Source organism: Bacteroides sp., assembly GCF_030151085.1.
GTDB lineage: Bacteria > Bacteroidota > Bacteroidia > Bacteroidales > Bacteroidaceae > Bacteroides.
Map to the genome: position 1 here is coordinate 1 of NZ_JASLER010000002.1, position 22,390 is coordinate 22,390.

At 44.0% G+C, this 22,390-nt stretch carries 18 protein-coding genes; 11 read left to right on the top strand and 7 right to left on the bottom strand.

Annotation, left to right across the window (positions count from 1 at the left end; all coding sequences use genetic code 11):
• On the top strand, positions 1 to 1,418 hold a 1,418-nt coding region (gene xylE / locus Q1W14_RS00355), incomplete at its 5' end, for a D-xylose transporter XylE (RefSeq protein WP_300698145.1).
• Positions 1,419 to 1,490: 72 nt separating this feature from the next.
• Here the strand turns inward: xylE and Q1W14_RS00360 are convergent.
• From Q1W14_RS00360 to Q1W14_RS00380, 5 genes are all read right to left on the bottom strand, one after another.
• A complete protein-coding gene (locus Q1W14_RS00360) occupies positions 1,491 to 2,687 on the bottom strand; it encodes an ectonucleotide pyrophosphatase/phosphodiesterase (protein ID WP_300698147.1) in 1,197 nt (398 codons plus the stop codon).
• An 83-nt stretch (positions 2,688 to 2,770) separates the two neighbouring features.
• Complete coding sequence (locus Q1W14_RS00365; protein WP_300698149.1) at positions 2,771 to 4,027, bottom strand: TolC family protein; 1,257 nt, start codon at positions 4,025 to 4,027, stop codon at positions 2,771 to 2,773.
• Positions 4,014 to 7,121 carry a CusA/CzcA family heavy metal efflux RND transporter gene (locus Q1W14_RS00370; RefSeq protein WP_300698151.1) on the bottom strand — a complete coding sequence of 1,036 codons (3,108 nt, stop codon included), beginning with the start codon at positions 7,119 to 7,121 and terminating at the stop codon, positions 4,014 to 4,016. The genes Q1W14_RS00365 and Q1W14_RS00370 overlap by 14 nt, the downstream gene beginning before the upstream one ends.
• 15 nt (positions 7,122 to 7,136) lie before the next feature.
• Positions 7,137 to 8,243 (bottom strand): efflux RND transporter periplasmic adaptor subunit, encoded by a 1,107-nt coding sequence (locus Q1W14_RS00375; RefSeq protein WP_300698153.1) that lies wholly within the window; start codon positions 8,241 to 8,243, stop codon positions 7,137 to 7,139.
• A gap of 55 nt (positions 8,244 to 8,298) precedes the next feature.
• Positions 8,299 to 8,577 (bottom strand): hypothetical protein, encoded by a 279-nt coding sequence (locus tag Q1W14_RS00380; protein WP_300698155.1) that lies wholly within the window; start codon positions 8,575 to 8,577, stop codon positions 8,299 to 8,301.
• A 215-nt stretch (positions 8,578 to 8,792) separates the two neighbouring features.
• Here Q1W14_RS00380 and Q1W14_RS00385 point away from each other — a divergent pair, with 215 nt between their 5' ends.
• The gene (locus Q1W14_RS00385) at positions 8,793 to 10,325 is read left to right on the top strand and encodes a carbon-nitrogen hydrolase family protein (protein ID WP_300698157.1); all 1,533 of its coding nucleotides are present in this window, start codon (positions 8,793 to 8,795) and stop codon (positions 10,323 to 10,325) included.
• Between the two features lie 9 nt (positions 10,326 to 10,334).
• On the opposite strand, the gene Q1W14_RS00390 is transcribed toward Q1W14_RS00385, so the two are convergent.
• Together Q1W14_RS00390 and Q1W14_RS00395 are read right to left on the bottom strand one after the other, a co-directional pair.
• Positions 10,335 to 11,342 (bottom strand): hypothetical protein, encoded by a 1,008-nt coding sequence (locus tag Q1W14_RS00390; RefSeq protein WP_300698158.1) that lies wholly within the window; start codon positions 11,340 to 11,342, stop codon positions 10,335 to 10,337.
• Positions 11,343 to 11,357: 15 nt separating this feature from the next.
• On the bottom strand, positions 11,358 to 12,245 hold the full coding sequence (locus tag Q1W14_RS00395; protein WP_300698160.1) for an Rpn family recombination-promoting nuclease/putative transposase: 888 nt from the start codon (positions 12,243 to 12,245) through the stop codon (positions 11,358 to 11,360).
• A 287-nt stretch (positions 12,246 to 12,532) separates the two neighbouring features.
• Here Q1W14_RS00395 and Q1W14_RS00400 point away from each other — a divergent pair, with 287 nt between their 5' ends.
• The 9 genes from Q1W14_RS00400 (at position 12,533) to Q1W14_RS00440 (ending at position 22,199) form a co-directional block, all read left to right on the top strand.
• A complete protein-coding gene (locus Q1W14_RS00400) occupies positions 12,533 to 12,898 on the top strand; it encodes a helix-turn-helix domain-containing protein (protein WP_300698162.1) in 366 nt (121 codons plus the stop codon).
• A complete protein-coding gene (locus Q1W14_RS00405; RefSeq protein ID WP_300698164.1) occupies positions 12,885 to 13,523 on the top strand; it encodes a BT4734/BF3469 family protein in 639 nt (212 codons plus the stop codon). The genes Q1W14_RS00400 and Q1W14_RS00405 overlap by 14 nt, the downstream gene beginning before the upstream one ends.
• 20 nt (positions 13,524 to 13,543) lie before the next feature.
• Positions 13,544 to 15,355 carry a DUF3987 domain-containing protein gene (locus tag Q1W14_RS00410; protein WP_300698166.1) on the top strand — a complete coding sequence of 604 codons (1,812 nt, stop codon included), beginning with the start codon at positions 13,544 to 13,546 and terminating at the stop codon, positions 15,353 to 15,355.
• 350 nt (positions 15,356 to 15,705) lie between these two features.
• Complete coding sequence (locus Q1W14_RS00415) at positions 15,706 to 16,386, top strand: DUF6266 family protein (RefSeq protein WP_300698168.1); 681 nt, start codon at positions 15,706 to 15,708, stop codon at positions 16,384 to 16,386.
• Between the two features lie 36 nt (positions 16,387 to 16,422).
• The gene (locus Q1W14_RS00420; protein WP_300698170.1) at positions 16,423 to 16,527 is read left to right on the top strand and encodes a smalltalk protein; all 105 of its coding nucleotides are present in this window, start codon (positions 16,423 to 16,425) and stop codon (positions 16,525 to 16,527) included.
• A gap of 220 nt (positions 16,528 to 16,747) precedes the next feature.
• Entirely contained in the window at positions 16,748 to 20,236 is a 3,489-nt protein-coding gene (gene ileS / locus Q1W14_RS00425) for an isoleucine--tRNA ligase (protein WP_300698172.1), read from the top strand.
• 30 nt (positions 20,237 to 20,266) lie between these two features.
• On the top strand, positions 20,267 to 20,647 hold the full coding sequence (locus Q1W14_RS00430; protein WP_007218473.1) for a TraR/DksA C4-type zinc finger protein: 381 nt from the start codon (positions 20,267 to 20,269) through the stop codon (positions 20,645 to 20,647).
• A 2-nt stretch (positions 20,648 to 20,649) separates the two neighbouring features.
• On the top strand, positions 20,650 to 21,279 hold the full coding sequence (locus Q1W14_RS00435; protein ID WP_300698173.1) for a lipoprotein signal peptidase: 630 nt from the start codon (positions 20,650 to 20,652) through the stop codon (positions 21,277 to 21,279).
• Entirely contained in the window at positions 21,276 to 22,199 is a 924-nt protein-coding gene (locus Q1W14_RS00440; protein WP_300698176.1) for a DUF4296 domain-containing protein, read from the top strand. The genes Q1W14_RS00435 and Q1W14_RS00440 overlap by 4 nt, the downstream gene beginning before the upstream one ends.
• Positions 22,200 to 22,390 lie beyond the last annotated feature (191 nt).

The window sequence follows — 22,390 nt, forward strand, 5'->3', positions numbered from 1 at the left end:
GTCTGCTATTCGGATACGATACGGCAGTAATATCTGGTGCGGAAAAGGGACTTCAGGCGTTCTTTATGGGGGCCGATTTTCAATACACAGACACGATGCACGGCATTACTTCTTCCAGCGCACTAATTGGCTGTATTATTGGTAGTGCTCTTTCCGGTATATTTGCATCAAGACTTGGTCGTAAGAAATCACTTTTTATAGCTGGTTTCTTCTTTTTCTTATCAGCATTGGGCTCTTATTATCCGGAGTTCTTGTTCTTCGATTATGGAGAACCCTCTTTTTCCCTACTGATTGCGTTTAACTTTTATCGTGTAGTAGGTGGTATAGGCGTAGGTCTCGCATCGGCAATCTGTCCGATGTATATTGCAGAAATTGCGCCAAGTAATATTCGTGGTACGTTGGTATCATGGAACCAGTTTGCCATAATCTTTGGTCAGTTGGTGGTGTACTTCGTCAACTTTATTATTTTAGGTAATCATGTTAATCCTGTAATAGATTTGGTGAATGGGGTCAATCAAATTATGAATCCGGAAGCAGCTGCATGGACTACCGCAACAGGTTGGCGCCTAATGTTTGGTAGTGAAGCATTTCCTGCCGGTATATTTACCTTACTGGTATTGTTAGTGCCCGAAACTCCGCGTTATCTTGCCATGTGTGGTAAGGATGAAAAAGCATTGAGTGTATTGAGCCGTATTAACGGTCTTGCAAAAGCTAAGGTTATCTTATCTGAAATCAAAGCAAGCACCGAAGAAAAGAAAGAAAGACTCTTCACTTACGGATGGATGGTTATCTTTATTGGTATCATGTTGAGCGTCTTCCAACAAGCAGTAGGTATCAACGCTGTACTTTACTTTGCTCCGCGCATATTCGGTACAATGGGTATGGGCAATCCGATGGTACAAACGGTTATCATGGGTATCATCAATATTCTGTTTACCTTGTTGGCTGTATTTACAGTTGAAAAATGGGGTCGTAAACCGTTACTTATTTCCGGTTCTATCGGTATGGCAATAGGTGCTTTCGGTGTAGCTCTATGCAACATGATAGCAGGTCTTCCGCCGATTTTCTCGGTTGTAAGTATCATGATTTACAGTGCTTCATTCATGTTTAGCTGGGGACCGATCTGCTGGGTATTGATTGCAGAGATCTTCCCGAACACTATTCGTGGAACAGCGGTTGCTATTGCGGTAGCATTCCAATGGATATTCAATTTCATTGTTTCATCTACCTTCCTGCCGATGTACAACATGCGCCTTGGAGAAATGGGCGATAGCTTCGGACACATGTTTGCTTACGGATTGTATGGCATCATTTGTATAATAGCTGCTATCTTCGTATGGAAGCTTGTTCCCGAAACAAAGGGCAAGACATTGGAAGATATGACCCAACTGTGGAAGAATAGAAAAAATAAAAGCTAATTGGCAGTTTATTGCATAGAAATGGGCTACTTCATTCAACTGAAGTAGCCCATTCTTTATATTATATAGAGGTTATTTCAATATACCACGTATACGTTCGAATTGTCCATCCGTTTTCTCAGGTGCGATTTGCAGCAAATAAGAAAGGAGAGAGTAGATATCTACATTGACAAAACCGGTAGAAGTGTATCCTTTCTTGAAATCCGGTCCTATGGCTCTAAATATAACCTGCATTTCAGGGCTCTGCGGAAAGTAACCGTGAGCACCTTTGTTACTTCGTGCTACATCGGTAAATTGCCAGCCCAATTCTGGGGCAACTACTATATCGCCAATACGATCACTTTCACTGTAGTTCAACTCAGCGGGAATTTCTTCTTTCTTCCATACATGGATATGAGCTACTCCTTTCAGTGCATTATAGATAGAGTCACGATAACCTTTTTTTGAAAAAATGGAAGTCGGGGTACGACCTTCTACTACTTCGCACCATTCCGGTTTAAGATATTGATTCATATTCACCACACGTTCCGGACTGATATCCATCATACCATGATCGGAAGTAACGATAAGATTAATGTTATCTGCAAAAGGAAGGCTTTCTATCCGGTTACGCAGAACTCCTATCAAACTATCTACATATTGCACTACTGTACCGGTTTCTTTACTGCATGGTCCATTATGGTGACCGCTACCATCCGGTTCTTCAAAATAGAGCATGGTTAGTCTTGGACGTTCTTCCTCCGGTTTTTGCAACCAGGTAAGCACAGTATCTATACGCTGTTCAAAACTGAGATGAGGATTGGCAGTCCACATTCTATAATAAGTAGGATGAGTGCCCTTAATGGCAATATCTGAGCCTACCCAATACATATTTGCGGTCTTCAAGCCTTGCTTTTGAGCAGTAACCCAAATAGGTTCTCCCAAATAATAATCCGGATTATTACGAGTAGCCGAATCTCCCATAGAATAATGCCGTTTATTCTTTGCGTCCCAAAAGGAATTATTGACTATGCCATTATGGGCAGGGACTAATCCTGTAGCAATGGTATAATGGTTTGGAAAAGTAGAAGCAGGATAGGAGGGAAGCATAACAGCTTTCACACCTTCTTGCCCCATTCGATCCAGATTAGGCGTTTTGTACATAGTTGGATAATCCCAACGAAAACCATCGAGCGAGACAATAACTGTATAATGTTGTTTCGGATTCAGAGCATTCAGTGGCATCAAAAAGAGCAAAAGACTGAATACACTCATAATAAGTTTATGCATACATTATTTTATTTAAAAATTAAATAATAGCAAAGGTATGAAAGTTTTGTTTGCACATGAAGAAATATTCTAATTTAGAAAGATTACAGACTCCAAATTCCACTACTTCTTTCCAATTCAACAAGTGCAGCATTATAATTGAAAAGCGTTTCAATGTATTGCGCCTGCACATCATCATAAGTGCGTTGTGCATTCAGAATTTCGAGTAAAGATACTTCTCCGCGATTATAACTGTACACCTTTCCGTCAAGCACTTCTTGTGCTTGCTTCAAGATGCCACCTTCATAATGTTTTAGTTGTATGGTTTGAGATTGGAATTGTTGGTATGCCTCCATCACTTCCCGCTGAACTTGCAGGCGCATTTGGTCATATTGCAATTCCGCTTGTTTGGCACGAAAACTGGCAGCATTGACACTTCCACGATTCAAGGACGAGAAGTTCAGAGGAATGGCAATTCCGGCACTTACCCCATTGAATGCGGGAGCAGGAGCTTCTTCATTGCGTACTCGCTTATTGTAACTCCAACCTAAAGAAAATTCCAAATCAGGTCGTTTCTCGCGTTTGGCCAAAGTTAATTCCCGACGCGCTACTTCCGCGTTCTTCAAAGCAGCTGATAAATCGGAACGATGATTGATGGCTGCTTCTATTAAATCATTGAGAACGAAAGTTTGCTCCGGCTTTTGCAATGCCCCTGAGGGGTTGAAGAGGGTATCGGTAACGGCAGTACCAGTAAAGGGAGAAAGCTGCGTGCAAGCTTGTTTTAAACCAGTCTCTGCCTGAAGAACTTCATTATACATGATGCTGGCTTCCAATTTGCTTTGAATAGCTTCCACTTCCATGATTTTGCCAGATACCCAGCGGATACTATCCGATTGTGCCAAGCCATGCATATTACTCCAAGCACTTTTCTTGATGTCATAGAGCTGCTTCTGTTTCATTACTTCCATATAAGCAAGGGTGGCATCTGCACGCAGATTACGAAAATAATCGGTAAGTACTATCTCAGCCAGTTCACTTTGACTGCGTGCCAGTTTAATGCCGGCAGTTCTTCGTCCTAAAGTTACGTTCTGCGAGAGCCCCAACTCATAGCTCTGCCCCATTTGCAAGGTGTGGTCTTCGTTGTTAGAATAAGTGAAGGAGAGTGACGGATCATCAAACACTTTCGCAGCAATTACATCGGCACGTGCTGCACTGACATTCATCTTTTCGGCCGCATATTCCAGATTATCCGTACATACTTTATGAATATATTGCTGGTAAGTAATAGACTTGGTTACTTGTGCCTGCACAGAGCAAGCACTGAGAGTAACCATTAATAGTATAACATTATATCTTTTCATCTTCTTCCTGTTTATTCTGATTTTTATTTTCTGTTCTCTTCTCCATCATATAATATAAAGTAGGGAGAATATATAAGGTTACTACTGTGGCAAATAGCAATCCGTAAACAATAACAGTAGCCAAGGGACGTTGTACATCCGAACCGATACCTGTACTCAAAGATGCAGGAAGCAAGCCCAGTACAGCAACGGTAGCCGTCATTAAAATAGGGCGGAACCGATGACGAACACCTGTAACCACGGCGTCGCGCAAATCACGTCCGCGTTCCCGCAGGTTATTGATATGAGACACCATGATAACTCCGTTCTGGATAGCGACACCAATCAACGCAATGAACCCTACGGCCGAAGAAACATTCAGCGTCATTCCCCGTACATTCAATGCCAACATGCCGCCAAAGAGTGCCATTGGAACTACACACATTAATAAAGATGCCTGCCGGAATTTACCAAGAGCGGCAAACAGCAGTAATAACATAATGCCCAATGCCAAAGGTACAATAACTCCCAGACGGCTGTAGGCACGGTGTTGATTTTCAAATTGTCCTGCCCATTTCAGATGAAATTCCTCATGGTTGTATTTCACCTGCCGGTCTATCATTCCATTGGCTTTCTGTAAGAAAGAAGTAAGGTCGATACCGCGCAGATTTACACGAATCGTAAGATGCCGTTTGTTCATTTCACGAGATATGGTGCTGGCGCCGGTAGTCAGCTTGATATCGGCTACCTGACTCAACGGGATTTTAGCTCCTGAACCTGATGTCAGCATCAAACTACCGATACGCTCAGGTGTGTTACGCATCTCTTCGCTGAAGCGACAGATAACATCGTAGGATTTACTACCTACAAATATTTGTGAGATTGCTTTTCCACCAATAGCAAGTTCAATCAAATCAGCAACATCCGAAACATTCAGTCCGTATTGAGCTATACGATCACGATTTGCCACAATCTGGAGTTGGGGCAGAGGAGGTTCCTGATCTACAGCTACATCCGTAGCACCGGGAATTTGTTTGATTACATTCACTACCTTATCGGCAATATGACGCGTCTCGGTGATGTCTTCACCATATATTTTCAGAGCTAGGTCACTGTGTGCACCGGCTATCTGGTCCATCACCATATCGATGATAGGTTGGGAAAAGCCTACAGAGTAACCGGGCATCTTCATAAGTGTATCGTTCATTGCCTCAATCAACTGGGCTTTATTGCGTCCGGTTGTCCAGCTATCATACGGTTTCAGACCCACTCCACACTCTATATGTGACAATGAAAATGCTTCGGCTCCTTCATCATCACGCCCCACCTGGGTCATGACGTATGATACTTCGGGGAATTTGCTTAATACCTTTCTCAAATCGGCTCCCATCTCCTTAGAACGTTCTATGGAGATGCCCGGAGGCAGTTGTACCTGAATCCAAACAGCACCTTCGTCCAAGGGCGGGAGAAAATCTTTACCTACCGTATAACTTAATACTCCGGCAAAAAGGAGAATGCCTGCCAATACACCTAACACTGCTTTAGGGCAATCAATCACCCGAACTACTTGGGCATGGTAAAGCATCTGCAACTTCTCCAACCAACGGTTATGATATACCTTGCGTGGCTTACGATAAGCCATGTATGCCAGTCCCGGAATTAAGAATAAGGCTACGCACAAGGCTCCAATCAGTGCGTAACCTACCGTATAGGCCATAGGAGTAAAGAGCTTTTTCTCTATGTGTTCAAATGCAAATAAAGGAAGGTAAGCAGTAATGATAATCAGCACGGAGAAGAAGATGGGACGTGCTACTTCGGTGGTACGCCGCAATATGGAATCTTCTGCCAACATCTCGTCCGGATGACGTTCACGCTTCTTCAAGATGGTTTCCATCATAACAATAGAACCATCTACAAGAATACCAAAGTCTATGGCTCCCAATGAAAGCAAATTGGCCGGAATGTCAGTAACATGCATCAGGATAAATGCAATCAGTAAGGACAAAGGTATGGTGAGTGCTACGAGTAACGCACCCCGCCAACTACCTAAGAATAAGATAAGCACTAATACCACTAAAACCATACCCATAAATAAGGTATGCGAAACCGTATGAAGTGTCATCTCTACGAGATTAGTGCGGTCCATAAAAGGATGAATGCGAGTACCCTTAGGCAGTACATCGTTGTTCAGTTCATCAATGGCAGCGTGTACACCTTCGAGTACTTGTGAGGGATTCTGCCCACGTAGCATTTGTACAATACCTTCCACGCCATCGGAGTAGTTACGCTTACCATCATAAAAGCCCAGTACACCTTTGCGTTCGAGATTACCGTATTTCAGCGTACCTATATCATTGAGGTATACCGGAACACCTTTATCGGTCTTGATAACGATACGACCCAAATCTTCGAGATCTTTTACAAGGCCGATGCCCCGGATGACGTAGCTTAAATCACCGCGACTCAGCATGCTTCCACCTGCATTAACGTTGTTCATGGACACTTTCTCGGTAACATCGGCTAGTGAAATTCCATATTCCTCCATTTTACGAGGTTCCAACTCTATTTGATACTGGGTGGTGATGCCGCCGTAGTTGCTCACATCGGCTACTCCTGTCACTTGTTTCAAGCGGGGAATAATGACCCATTTGTGCAGGTCGGTTATTTCGCGTAAATCCAGATTATCACTTTCTATCACGTAGCGATAGATTTCTCCGGTAGGAGAGGTTAACGGATTAAGTCCCGGTACAGCATCGTATGGCAGTTCTACATCAATAAGACGCTCCTGTACTCGTTGGCGAGCCCAGTAATCGTCAATACCGTCATCAAAGACCAGCACTACGGTACTCAGTCCGAAAGTATTTTTACTTCGCATTACATTCAATCCGGGCATACCGTTAACTGCACGTTCGATGGGAATTGTTATTTGTTGTTCTATTTCTTCGGCTGCCAGTCCCGGAACTTGGGTCACAATTTGTACGGTGGTATCTGCAATGTCCGGATAAGCATCAATTGCCAATCGGGTCCACGAATAATAGCCCACCACTGCAATGAAGCTGAATAAGACGAACATCAGTCCTCGACGATGTATCGCCAGAAATATAAGTTTCTTCATATTTCAGTGCAGCTTTTAGTTGGCATTCAGTAAATAGAAAGCGCCGTCGGAAATATATTTCTCACCGGCTTGCAGACCGGATAGAATGATGCTTTTGTCACCATCGGTTGCAGAAGTTTCTACCTTACGTTTCCGGTATTGATTATCACCTGTAGCTACCAATACATAAGCCTGGTTCTCCTCCTGCAAAATGGCGGCTGTAGGGATAAGAATGGTTTCTGCTGCTGCATCAGTAAGTTTTACGGTGGCATACATGGCAGGTTTCATCAATCGCTCTTTGTTATTACAGGCTATGAGGACTTCGACCGAACGGGTTTCTTCATCCAACATTTCGCTAATGTGATAGATACTGCCACTAAAAGTACGGTTGGGCTGTGATATCAAAGAGATGTCTACCTGCTTCAATGCAGAAAGCAGGGGCAAGTCTTTCTCTTTTACATTGGCGGCCACCCATACTTCATTCAAATCGGCTACAACAGCTACCGGCTCTGCGTCCTCTTTAATGAACTGGCCGATGACAATACTATTTTTAACCACCTCGCCTGCTATGGGAGAACGTACAATCATCGGTTGTCCCAACACAAGTTCATCAGGTTTTATTTGGAATACTTTCAGTGCAGCCAAGGCATTCTCGTAATCTTTCTTTTTTAGTTCGTAGTTGACTTCTGCTTCTTCTACTTCTTTCTGAGCGCTGACTTTGTGCGCATACAAGTCCTTTTCACGGCGGAGGTTCTTAGAGGCCAGTTCCATTTCCTGTTTTGCCTGGTAATAGACTTTGCCGGTTTCAAAGAAATCGGGCGAACTGATCTCAAAAAGCGGACTGCCCGGACTTACTTTTTGTCCCAAACGGATGAATGAGCGGGTTACCCGTCCGGCAAACGGGGAAGCTACTTCTGCATAATGATTGGGAATGGCTTTTACCACACCCGACACAGTAAATGTCATCTGATGCAGTTCTTTTTTAGCCTCACTGATTTGCAGCTTTTGCGCTATAGGGGACTGAGGAGATATCGTAATAGTATCTCCTGATACAATAAATTCTTGAGTTTCTTGTTCATTCTTGGGGCTGGTACATGCATGACACATCATGCCTACCAAGCACAATATACCTATATATTTCATTATTTCTTGTCGTTAATATGAATAATCTGAAAAACTGATTTCTTACAAATGCAGATTATGCTTGACAAGAAGGGGGAGAACGCAGATGAAAAGAGTAAGAACGCCTGACAGCAGTTTTAATGATACTTTGTGAATAGATAAAACCTAAAAAGAACAGGACGAAAGGTACTACCGGCAAACTAGTCGTTGCATCTATGAAGAAGGCATTAAACAAGGCAACTGTTTCTATTTCGGCTGCATTGTGCGAATGATGCATGCCCGGCAGAAACGGATGCGAGTGAGTGACGAGGTAGTCATTGATGATGTGAGTATGGGTAAAGGCTGTATTTCCCACATAATAATATACGAATATTACTATGAGGAGTGATTTTAATATGTTGATAAATAGCCTTTTCACATGCAATGCGTCTGTTCGCCGGCAAAGGTACTACAAATTATTATTTATTTTAACCTATGGAGGATATATTCTTATTTTTATAGATGGGTTGATACATTATGTAAGTAATAACCGTACCTTTGTACCGTTTTTTATAAAATGTAACAAGAGAGATGGATTCAATGAAAATAAATAAAGTGCAGATACGCAATCTGCAAATAGAAGATTACGATCAGTTAGCGCAATCCTTTACACGTGTTTATTCTGACGGTAGTGATGTATTCTGGACACACAAACAAATAGAAAAACTGATTCGCATTTTTCCAGAAGGACAGATAGTAACGGTAGTAGATGATAAGATCGTAGGTTGTGCCCTCTCTATTATTGTGAATTATGATGATGTAAAGAATGACCATACCTATGCACAAGTAACGGGTAAAGAAACATTTAATACACATGAACCAGACGGTAATATCCTGTATGGCATTGAAGTATTTATTCATCCCCAATATCGTGGCTTGCGACTGGCCCGCCGAATGTACGAATACCGCAAAGAGCTTTGCGAAACACTGAATTTAAAGGCTATCATGTTTGGTGGACGCATTCCGAATTACCATAAATATGCCGATCAGATACGCCCGAAAGAATACATTGACAAAGTTCGTCAGAAAGAAATATATGATTCTGTATTAACCTTCCAGCTTTCCAATGACTTCCACGTACGCAAGGTGATGCGCAACTATCTGCCCAATGACGAGGAATCGAAACACTACGCCTGCCTGTTGCAATGGGATAATATCTATTACCAGCCACCTACGCAGGAATATGTAAATCCGAAGACTACCGTTCGTGTAGGGCTTGTACAGTGGCAAATGCGTACATACAAGACATTGGACGACTTATTTGAACAAGTAGAATTCTTTGTGGATGCCGTATCCGATTATAAGAGCGATTTTGTTCTTTTCCCCGAATATTTCAATGCTCCGTTGATGGCTAAATTCAATGATGAAGGAGAATCCGATGCCATTCGTGGCCTGGCTGCTTATACGGAAGAGATTAGAGAGCGTTTTATGAAGTTGGCTATCAGTTATAATATCAATATCATCACAGGTAGCATGCCGCTTATCAAGGAAGACGGACGACTCTACAATGTCGGTTTCCTGTGCCGTCGTGACGGATCATACGATATGTATGAAAAGATACATGTCACTCCCGATGAGATGAAGAGCTGGGGATTGAGCGGCGGTAAAGCTTTGCAAACCTTCGAAACAGATTGTGCAAAGATTGGTGTATTGATATGTTACGATGTCGAATTTCCCGAACTATCCCGTATCATGGCCGACCAAGGCATGCAGATATTATTTGTTCCTTTCCTTACCGATACACAGAATGCCTATTCCCGTGTGAAGGTATGTGCCCATGCCCGTGCTATCGAGAACGAGTGTTTTGTGGTAATAGCCGGTAGTGTGGGGAATCTTCCACGTGTGCACAATATGGATATACAGTATGCACAGTCCGGTGTGTTTACTCCTTGTGACTTCGCTTTCCCAACGGATGGCAAACGTGCCGAGGCAACTCCCAATACAGAGATGATTCTTGTATCCGATGTAGACTTGGATTTATTGAATGAGCTCCATACTTATGGAAGTGTCCGTAATTTGAAAGACCGTAGAGATGATTTGTATGAGGTAAGAATGAAGAAATAAGATTTCGTTCTATAGCTTGCTTGCATTCTTAATTTTATCAACATCATACGGCTTGATATCTACATCTTCTATGAAGTTGCAGGCATTCAGTGTTCCGGTAATCTTGCTTTTTCGAAGATTATCCTTTTCCTGTTGCTTGGCGATCTCTACGGCTTCTTGCATAGTGGCTTCTATTTCGGCCATTTGTTCTCTGATAGACAACAGAAGTTTCTGCTTTTCCCCGTCAGCTTCATCTTTCACATTCCGCTTGGCAAATCGTTCCATGATCGGTGTTAAATCGGGGTTGTGGTATAAACTGAATGCAGCTTTGGTCCGATCTTCGTCGCTAAGTTTCTCGTTAATGACCTTTAGTTGCAAGTCCCACACGATTTCCTCTTCGTAAACTTGTTTTTTGAGAGGGGACAGGTCGTCTTTATCCATAAATGTGATGTAGGTTAGCATACCGTCAATGTAATCGGTTACATAGATTCCTTCCGGGGCAATCCAGAACCTTTTGTGCTTACCTTCTGCTATATCGAGATCCGAGGTTTTGTAATAACGTCCCAAGATACAGTCCGGGTTATGTATCTGAAAGTAGAGTGGGACGGGCATAGCTCCTATGTCAATACTGTGGGGTTTGAGGTGACGTTCTTTATAGCGTTCTATGAAGTGCATGGTGAAACGTTCTGCCACAGGGGAGGTAAGGCTGCTCAGGAAGATATATTCTGTTCCATGTGTGCGGTATACGGCTGTGTAGAGGTAAAACTCCATACTCATGGACAGTCCCATTTTGTCGTTATTGAATCTAAAATGGGATGTCCATGTATTTTTTCTTCTTGTGCACCATTTCCGGTTCTCTACCAGTCTGCTAATCAAACTTGTAGGAATATCGTTAACCTGAAGCTGACTGTTGTTTATTAAGCTACAATGCCTGTGATTGAAACTTTCACCGGCAAGGCGCACTTTAGTGCCCAATTCAAAAAAATCTTTCCGAGCTTCTTGTTGTATCTCGAAATCGCTCATGGTAGAAGTAAACATCTGACAAATATGATTTTAGAGATGTTCCACTTCTTCGAGAGGCAGTCCGGTGCTTTGAACAATAATTTCAGCGGAAATACCTAAGGCTTTCATGTTGCGTGCTATTTCAAACTGCTTTAGTTTTTCACCTTCTGCAAGACCTTCTGCAAGACCTTCTGCCTTACCTTCTGCTTTTCCTTCTTCCCAACCATCCTCTTTTGCCGCTGCAATCACCGCCAGATGCGTGCGGTATACATCGCGGCTACTCTCATACTTTTGGCGCTCCTCTTCCGAGAGTGCTGCCACATCGGCTATCTCTTCGAGTTTCTCGTATACAGCCTTACGTGCCTTGAACGGCATTCTTTTTAGAGTTTCCATATTCTTCAGTATATAAATCCAACGTTCAAAATCAGTTTCACATTCATCCTCTTCCTTGTCCAGTAGCGGTAGGGCGATAAATACTTGGCGCATCTTGCCACTGAAAAGTTTCCCTGTATCCCTATCTGCCAAAATTACGTCTGTACGCAATTTGGGAATATTTTCTCCGGGAAGAGTGAAATTCATGAAGAAAACACCATAAACGGCATTAAGTTCATATTGCCAGTCACATCCGCGTTCGGCTTGACCGTTAATGGCACGTGACGCATAAAACAGTGCCCGGTCACGAAAATTCACCTGCCGGCGATTCTGCATCTCTACAATGATATGTTCGCCCGTATCTGTGGTGCAATATATATCGTAGATGGCTGTACGTTCTTCCTCATATCCGGGCAACTGCTCATTGTTAAGGAAGCGCAGGTCGGTAATGAAACGTTCCCCCACCAAAAGATCATTAAGAAACTCTATCAGCAAATCTTTGTTGATTTCTTGTCCGAATATCTTCTTGAACCCGAAGTCGGTGAAGGGGTTAATGAATCGTGACATTGTGCCAATATTTAGAAATCTGTACCACAAAGATACGAAATTGATTTCATGATAACGAAATATATTTTTGTTATTTAAAAGGTATTTCGATGTATATGCACGCAATGTTCTATATATTAATCCTTTATAACTTTTTCTCAGAAAACTGCATTCCACCCCCTAAATCTTGGTGCTCCATCCAAACCTCTGTTCTAACTTTGTCGTCGTAATCGATTGCATAGACAGGCGCCTTCGGCCGAGGCAGCCGGACTTAAATCAAAAAAATCTTTTTAATATCAGTAAAAATTATGACTGAAGAAATAAATCTCTTCCTTATCCGAGGCATATTGCAGGATTTGGACGAAAAGATGACACGGCTCGAAAAGCTGTTATCCTACAGTTCCCCTTCTTTAGGAAAAGGAGGAAAAGAGGGAAATGACTCCCCCGAACTTACCGATGAATGGATAGACGGACAGGTAGTAATGGAAATGTTACACATCTCGCAACGCACCCTTGCCACCTTGCGGCAAAACGGAACCTTGGCCTACAGTCGCATAGGCCACAAATTCTATTACCAGAAGCGGGATATTGATGAATTGCTGCGAAACGCTTACGTCATGTACCGCCTCTCGGCTCACGGAAAAGAAGAAGGGAGCAGTCATGGCAGAATTTAAAATACTTCAAGACCAATTTTCCTACTTCAACGCCCCGATAAGAAACGTAAAACCTGCACGCACGCTCACCACCGAAGAGGTGGCCTGCATAGTGGCCAGTGACGAGCTGCGCGAATGCACCTTGCACTTGCGTCAGTTGGTCCATCTCAAAGAAGAAGGAAAGGCCGATAAGAAGGAGATACAAGCCTATAAAGCCTCCCATCTGCCTTGCGTCACCTGGAGCGCCCTTTGCCGCTTGCGCCGTGCCTCGGAAGTAGAAAGTCACAGTGAGAACCTGTGTCTCGACATAGACGACATCACCGACTGGCAAGCGGCAGATACTCCGCTGAAGCAACTGCATACCGACTGGCCTATCTCTCAACTGAAAGGCGTAGAGGGACTTCGTTACGCCCTCCGGCAAGACCGTGAATTGGGCTGCAAACTCTTATTCCGAAGCCCTTCGGGCACAGGGCTGAAAGTAGTAACCGCTATCGACCTCACAGCAGGCAGCCATCGTGATTATTACAATGCAATGGCCTACTACATGCTCTGCCGGTATGGCGTAGAGGTAGATAGTGCTTGCAGCGACCTGGTGCGGGCCTGCTATTTGTGCTGGGACCCGGATGTAACATTTAACAACGATTGATTATCATGACCAACTTCAATATGAAAAACTGGACTCCGCTGCCCATAGAGCAACAAGTCCGCATTATAGTGGACCGCATTGTCCGCACAGGCATCGACCTGACACAAGAGTACAACAACTGGGTGAACATAGCCTTTGCACTAGCCAACGCCTTGGGGCGCAACGGTGAAGCCGACTTCCACCGTCTCTCGGCATTGCATCCCTGCTACAAGCAGGCAGAGGCGCAGAAGCTGTACGAGCGTGCCTTGCAGGGTGGGCGAGGCACTTCGGGCGTAGGTACTTTGTTTCATCTTGCCCAACAGGCAGGAGTGGACATCCACGTAAGTCCGGAGCATATTTCCCCTGCTTCCCCCGTTTCCCCTTCTTTAGGAAAAGGGGAAAAACGAAGGGGAAGTGTAGTTGATGCAACCCCTATTGTAAATAATAATTCCATAGGTGCGGATTCAGGTGTAAAGATTAATCCAACGAAAGACACTTTGTCTGTTACCGAAGAAGAAAAACTACCCGTTTTTCCCTCCGAGGTGTATGAAGGACTTCCGTCTCTATTGGACGAGATCACTGCCCATTACGACACTCCCGAAGAGCGTGATGTGTTGTTTCTCAGCTCATTGGTCACCCTTTCGGCTTGCTTGCCTTGGGTAGAGGGGGTATATGACCAACGTGTCGTATTTGCCAATCTCTTCCTTTTTATCTCCGGTAAGGCTTCGGCGGGAAAAAGCAAGATGACCCTGTGCCGTCACCTCGTGGCGCCTGTTCATCAGTTGCGCAAAGAGCAACATTGCAGAGAGGTACAAAGCTATTACGAAGAGCTAGCTACCTACAATGCCAACAAAAATGCCGGCACGATGCCGCCTCAAAAACCTCCCGTCCGTGTCCTCTTCCTACCTGCCAACAGCAGCGCCACCGCTATGTATCAGACGCTGAACGACAACGGCGGTCAAGGCTTGATGTTCGAGACCGAAGGCGATACCCTTGCCAATACCTTCGCAAGCGATTACGGCAACTATGACGATGGTCTGCGTAAATGTTTCCACCACGAAACCATCAGCTACAACCGCCGTGCCGACCGTGAACTTGTGGAGCTTCTCCAACCCCGTCTATCGGTAGCGCTGAGTGGTACTCCACGGCAGATACATACCTTGATAAAAGATGCCGAAAACGGACTGCTCAGCCGTTTTATCTTTTATGAGATGAACGTGGAGCCTGTTTGGAAAGATGTGTTTGTTCATAGCCAGGGCGAACCGCTCGACCAGGTCTTTGCCAGGCTTGGCGAACGTTTCTTCGACTTCTATCACTGGAATGTAGAGGCAGGCACTACTTGCCGCATAGAGCTTACGCCGGCACAGCAGCAGGCGTTTCATGCGCGCTTCACTTCGTTGCACAACAGTTGTTATGAGCTTTTTGGCGATGATATTCTTGCCTCCATTCGTCGTCTGGGACTGATAGCCTATCGGCTGATGATGATACTGAGCGCGCTGCGTTCGATGGACGAGGCGGGAGCTTTTATCACTACCTGCCGTGACGATGATTTTCAGCGTGCCATGCAGATGATAGATGTACTGGTAGGGCATAGTCTGTACGTATTCCGCCAACTCAACCACGACCGTCAGCCGGCAGACGGAAAGACGGAAGTGCCCGATTTCCGTTCGCTCTATCAAAAGCAGTTCTTCCTGCGTCTGCCTGCACATTTCAGTAGGCAGGAGTACTTGTCGCTTGCCACCTCCATCGGCATCAAGCCCAAAGCGGCGGAGAAGCAGATAGACCTTTTCATCAAGCGGGAATTGATACAGCGCCTATCCCCGGGAAATTATCAGAAGGTTCAGCCTGAATAGGCTCTGAAACTACCAAATCGCTATCTGCTCCGCTATTCCTTCGCTTGCGGGTACCTGTAAGCGGAGCAGGAGCGGAGAGGAAGGGGAGGAGTAGCGAAGTTATGGTCTTTTTGTTCAGAAATGAGCTCCCCCCCAATCCTAAACTTTAGGAAACGTAGAAACTTTAGGAAGAATCAGCCCCATCTATGCAAAATGATGCAACAAGATGCAATGAAAACCAAGACCGAATAACCCTTCTCCACAAGCATTATCTTTGTGTCAGTGAACGAGACGAAAGAGCTGCTGCAGAAGTTTCCCCGGACCGTCACTAACAAAATATCAAAGTATAACATTAAAAAAAGTAGAAAACAATGGGACGAATAAGTCAAGGTATTCTTGGTGGCTTCTCAGGAAGAGTAGGCACCGTAGTAGGCAGTAATTGGAAAACAGTGCATTACATGCGTGCACTGGCAGTAAACGTCAGCAATCCGCGTACGGACAAGCAGCAACATCAGCGTACAAAATTCAGCATGACAGTAGCCTTTCTGAAGGCAATAAACCCTTACGTACGTATCGGTTATAGAGACTATACCCATCGACAAACATCTTTCAATGCGGCTATGTCCTACATCATCCGCAATGCCGTGAAGGGAAGCGGTCTTGATCTCTCGATAGATTATGCCAAAGTATTGGTAAGCCGTGGCTCGCTGATGCCGGTGTTCAATGCCACAAGTACCGTGAAAGATAACAAAGTGGTTTTCACTTGGACCGACAACTCCGGCATGGGCGACGCCCGCGAAACAGATGTAGCCATGCCGCTTGCCTACAACAAAGACAAAGGCGAGGCGGTTTATCTTACCTCGGCAGGTACTCGTGCTTCTGCTACCGCAGAACTAGATTTGCCCGCTAATTGGGCGGATGATGCACTTGCTATCTATCTGGGTTTTAGCGACGAAGACGGCATACGTATAGCAAACAGCATTTGCCTCAGTGATACCGCCTCTTCTGGTGGTGGTGGTGGCTCAAATCCTGATGATAACCCTTTGGGATAAAAAAGAAAATATCAATACACACAAAATGAAACACGTATGAAAGAATCTAATAAGAAGCTTTGGGGAACCATTCTCAAGCTAATCATCGCACTGGCTACGGCAGTAGCAGGAGCATTCGGACTGGGTGCTTGCATGGGCTGAGGATAATATCAGTATCGGCATAATCAATCTTTTCAGCACACTTCCTTTTGCGTCGCCATTGGATGATTGCATCAGAAAGTGTGCTTTTTTTCTCTCAACACTCTCTTTTCTCTAACTTTTTTGTAAATTTGCACCCTTAAAATAAAGAAGGTAGCTATCTGCTTATTCAGAAGGTATCTTCAATCGTAAATTGTAAATCGATAAATCGTACATATAAAAGATGGCTAAGAAGTTTGCTGAATATTCGCAATTCAACCTCTCGGAGGTAAACAAGGAAGTGTTGAAGAAATGGGACGAGAACCATGTTTTCGACAAGAGTATGACAGAACGTGAAGGTTGTCCTTCTTTCGTGTTTTTCGAAGGACCTCCCTCGGCTAACGGTATGCCGGGTATTCACCACGTAATGGCCCGCTCCATTAAGGACATCTTCTGCCGTTACAAAACGATGAAAGGCTTTCAGGTAAAACGTAAAGCCGGATGGGACACACACGGACTTCCCGTAGAACTTGGTGTGGAAAAAGCATTGGGTATTACGAAAGAAGATATCGGTAAAACTATCTCTGTTGCTGAATATAATGCCGCATGTCGCAAAGATGTCATGAAGTTCACCAAAGAGTGGGAAGACTTGACACATCAAATGGGGTATTGGGTAGATATGAAAGACCCTTATATCACCTATGATAACCGTTACATCGAAACATTGTGGTGGCTTCTGAAGCAACTTTATAAAAAAGGGCTTTTATATAAAGGATATACCATCCAACCTTATTCTCCCGCAGCCGGAACAGGACTTAGCTCGCACGAGCTGAACCAGCCCGGATGCTACCGTGACGTAAAAGATACAACGGTAGTAGGACAATTCAAGATGAAGAACCCGAAGCCCGAAATGGCAGAGTGGGGAACTCCTTACTTCTTGGCTTGGACAACTACTCCGTGGACCTTGCCTTCGAATACTGCACTTTGCGTGGGTCCGAAGATTGACTACGTTGCCGTACAGACTTACAACGGATATACCGGCGAAAAGATGACGGTAGTTCTAGCAAAAGCATTACTCTACACACACTTTAATCAAAAAGCAGAAGGCATTGCATTAGAGGATTATAAGGTCGGAGATAAGCTTATTCCTTTCAAGGTAGTAGGCGAGTACAAAGGTCCGGACTTGGTAGGTATGGAATATGAACAACTCATCCCGTGGGTGAAACCCGTAACCGTAGATATCGAAGGTAATTGGAGTGTAAGCAACAACGGTTTCCGTGTTATTCCCGGTGACTACGTAACGACTGAAGACGGTACGGGTATCGTACACATTGCTCCCACATTTGGTGCGGATGATGCCAACGTTGCTCGTGCAGCCGGTATACCTTCTCTCTTCATGATTAACAAGAGAGGTGAAACCCGTCCAATGGTCGACCTTACCGGTAAATTCTATTTGTTGGACGAACTAGACGAAAACTTCGTAAAAGAATGCGTCAACGTAGACCTCTATAAAGACTATCAAGGCAAGTGGGTGAAAAACGCCTACGATCCACAATTCACCGTTGACGGCAAGTTCGACGAGAAAGCTGCGCAAGCTGCCGAATCACTGGACATCTACATCTGTATGATGATGAAAGCCGCCAACCAGGCATTCAAGATAGAAAAACATGTGCACAACTATCCTCACTGTTGGCGTACAGACAAACCTGTATTATACTATCCGCTGGATAGCTGGTTTATCCGCAGTACCGCTTGCAAGGAGCGCATGATGGAATTGAATAAGACCATCAATTGGAAACCCGAAAGCACCGGTACCGGTCGCTTTGGCAAATGGTTGGAAAACCTGAATGACTGGAACCTGAGCCGTTCACGTTATTGGGGTACTCCATTGCCTATCTGGCGTACGGAAGATGGTAGCGAAGAAATCTGCATTGAATCAGTAGAAGAACTCTACAATGAAATAGAAAAGTCCGTAGCTGCGGGTCTGATGGCTTCTAATCCTTACAAAGACAAAGGTTTTGAACCAGGTGCCTACAATCAGCAGAACTACGACAAAATAGACCTGCACCGCCCATACGTAGACGACATCATCCTCGTTTCCAAAGATGGCAAACCGATGAAGCGTGAATCAGACTTGATCGATGTATGGTTTGACTCAGGTGCTATGCCTTACGCACAAGTACACTATCCGTTTGAGAACAAAGAATTGCTGGATAACCATGAAGTTTATCCTGCCGATTTCATCGCCGAAGGTGTAGACCAAACTCGTGGTTGGTTCTTTACCCTGCATGCCATTGCTACCATGGTATTTGATAGCGTTTCTTACAAGGCCGTAATCTCCAATGGTTTAGTACTCGATAAGAACGGCAACAAGATGTCCAAACGACTGGGTAATGCTGTTGATCCATTCTCAACCATTGAAAAGTATGGTTCCGACCCCTTGCGTTGGTACATGATTACTAATTCTTCACCGTGGGATAATTTGAAGTTCGACGTAGAAGGAGTGGAAGAAGTACGTCGTAAATTCTTCGGTACCTTATATAATACCTATTCTTTCTTTGCACTCTATGCCAACGTAGACGGATTTGAGTACAAAGAAGCTGACGTACCCATGGCAGAACGTCCGGAGATTGACCGCTGGATTCTTTCCGTACTAAATACGTTGGTTAAAGAAGTGGATACTTGCTACAACGACTACGAACCAACCAAAGCCGGACGTCTTATCTCGGATTTCGTGAACGACAACCTCTCTAACTGGTATGTTCGCCTGAACCGTAAACGTTTCTGGGGTGGTGGCATGACGCAAGACAAGCTTTCTGCATTCCAAACATTATACACTTGCTTGGAGACCGTTGCCAAACTGATGGCACCTATTGCTCCATTCTATGCAGATAAGTTATACATGGATTTAATCTCTGCAACCGGACGTGATCAGGTAGTTTCTGTACATCTCTCTAAATATCCCGAATATAAAGAAGAGATGATAGACAAAGAACTGGAAGCCCGCATGCAGATGGCACAAGACGTTACTTCTATGGTACTGGCTTTGCGTCGTAAAGTGAACATCAAAGTTCGCCAACCGCTGCAATGTATCATGGTTCCGGTAGTAGACGAAGACCAACGCGCCCACATCGAAGCTGTGAAAGCACTTATCATGAACGAAGTGAACGTAAAAGAAATCAAGTTTGTGGATGGTGCCGCCGGTGTACTGGTGAAGAAAGTAAAATGTGACTTCAAGAAACTGGGACCTAAGTTCGGTAAACAGATGAAAGCAGTTGCCGCCGCTGTAGCGGAAATGTCACAAGAAGCTATCGCCGAACTGGAAAAGAACGGATCGTATGTCTTGAACCTTGATGGGGCAGAAGCTGTTATTGAAACTGCTGACGTGGAAATCTTCAGTGAAGATATTCCGGGCTGGTTGGTTGCCAATGAAGGAAAACTGACTGTTGCTTTGGAAGTTACCGTAACCGAAGATCTTCGTCGCGAAGGTATTGCCCGTGAGTTGGTAAATCGAATCCAGAATATCCGTAAGTCAAGCGGTTTTGAGATAACAGACAAAATAAAGATTATGCTATCTAAAAATCCTCAAACAGATGATGCGGTAAATGAATATAATGGTTATATTTGTAACCAAGTTTTAGGAACCTCACTAACGCTGGCAGACAATGTAGAAAACGCTACAGAATTGAACTTTGACGATTTCTCGCTGTTTGTGAACGTTGTAAAAGAATAATAAATACTAACCGATTAACACGTAAAAGTTATGGCAGAAAAAACAAGATACTCGGATGCTGAATTGGAAGAATTCCGCGCCATTATAAATGAGAAGTTAGAGTTGGCACAACGCGATTATGAATTGCTGAAAGCTAGTTTGACAGGTGCCGACGGTAATGATACCGACGATACATCTCCTACGTATAAAGTATTGGAGGAAGGTGCCAACACCTTATCCAAAGAAGAAACTACACGTCTGGCACAACGCCAGCTGAAGTTTATTCAAGGCTTACAAGCTGCTTTAGTACGTATTGAGAACAAAACGTATGGTATTTGTCGTGAAACCGGTAAACTGATTCCGGCAGAACGTCTGCGTGCCGTACCTCATGCAACATTAAGCATCGAAGCTAAAAACAACGGTAAGAAGTAAGAATGGGAAAATTTTTCACGAAAGGTCGTATCGCCCTACTTATTATTTTCTCGGTACTGATTATCGACCAGGTAATAAAGATTTGGATCAAGACACACATGTATTGGCACGAAAGCATACGTGTTACAGATTGGTTTTATATCTACTTCACTGAGAATAATGGTATGGCTTTCGGTATGGAGATATTCGGGAAATTGTTCCTTACCAGCTTCCGTATTGTTGCGGTAGCCGTGATAGGATGGTTCTTATATAAATTCGTGAAACAGGGAATGAAGACCGGATTTATTATTTGTATTTCTCTCATCCTGACCGGAGCATTAGGAAATATCATTGACAGCGTATTTTACGGTGTACTGTTTAATGAAAGTACCCATGCGCAAATAGCTTCTTTTATGCCCGAAGGGGGAGGATACGCCCCACTATTTTATGGAAAAGTAGTGGATATGTTCTATTTCCCTATAATCGAAACCAATTGGCCCCAATGGATGCCTATTATCGGTGGAGAACATTTTATATTCTTCAGCCCGATATTCAACTTTGCCGATGCGGCAATAAGTTGTGGAATCATTGCTTTATTGCTGTTTTACAGTAAATATTTGAATGAATCCTATCATGCGATAAAAAAATCATGAAAGGAAGAAACCGGATTCAATGGTATAGCGTAGCCCTTTTGGCATTCTGTTTAACATCTTGTCAGGTTAAAAGACCTAAGGATGTTTTGCCGGATGCCAAAATGGAAAACGTACTTTATGACTACCACATAGCGAAAGCCATGGGAGAAGAAGTACCCTATAACGAAAGTTACAAACGTCAGTTGTATATTGAATCGGTATTCAAAAAACAGGGTATCACCCAAGCAGTCTTTGACTCTTCAATGGTTTGGTATGCCCGCAATCCCGAAACTCTCACTAAAATTTATGAAAAGGTAAACCTGCGGTTGAAAGCTGAAAGAGACGGTATCAACCACTTAATTGCCATGCGTGATAATAAGCCGAAAGAGTCTTTGCCCGGTGATAGTATCGACGTATGGGCATGGCAGCATATATATCAGTTGACTGGTATGCCTTTGGACAACAAAATCACATTTACCCTGCCGTCTGATTCTAATTTCCACGACCGGGATACATTGCGTTGGAGTGTACGTTTCCGTTTCCACAACGGTGCGCCGGATAGCGCATATGCACCTATGATGGCAATGCAGATACTTTATGAGAATGATAGTATTATCAGTGGCATTCAGAAGGTAAAGAAAACCGGAATTGAGACTATCAGTTTATCTGGTGATTCTATAGGAAAGATAAAAGAAGTACGTGGATTTATTTATTATCCGTTACAAAAAGCAGCTAAATCACTATTGGCAGACCGCATTTCATTAATGCGTTATCATGCTACCGATACACTGTTCAATGCAAAGAAGGATAGTATTGCGGAACCACAAAAGAAAGATACGGTAACAACAACCACGGTAGAGGTGAAGAAACCGGATGAAGAGAATACTACTCCCCGTCGCGAAGTGCGTCCTCGTCCAAGACTGCGCCAATCTGGAAATTAACAATGAAAAGATACGCTTCGCATTTCTTATTTTTACCCGAATACGGATATTTGAAACAATACGTGGTCGAGACCGAAGCAGGATGTGTAGTGCATGCCTTCCCTCTAACCGAAGAAATTGAAAATGTGGAATGGTTACCGGGAGCAATTATACTTTTAACGCCAAAGGAACTGCAAGATTGTGATAACGAC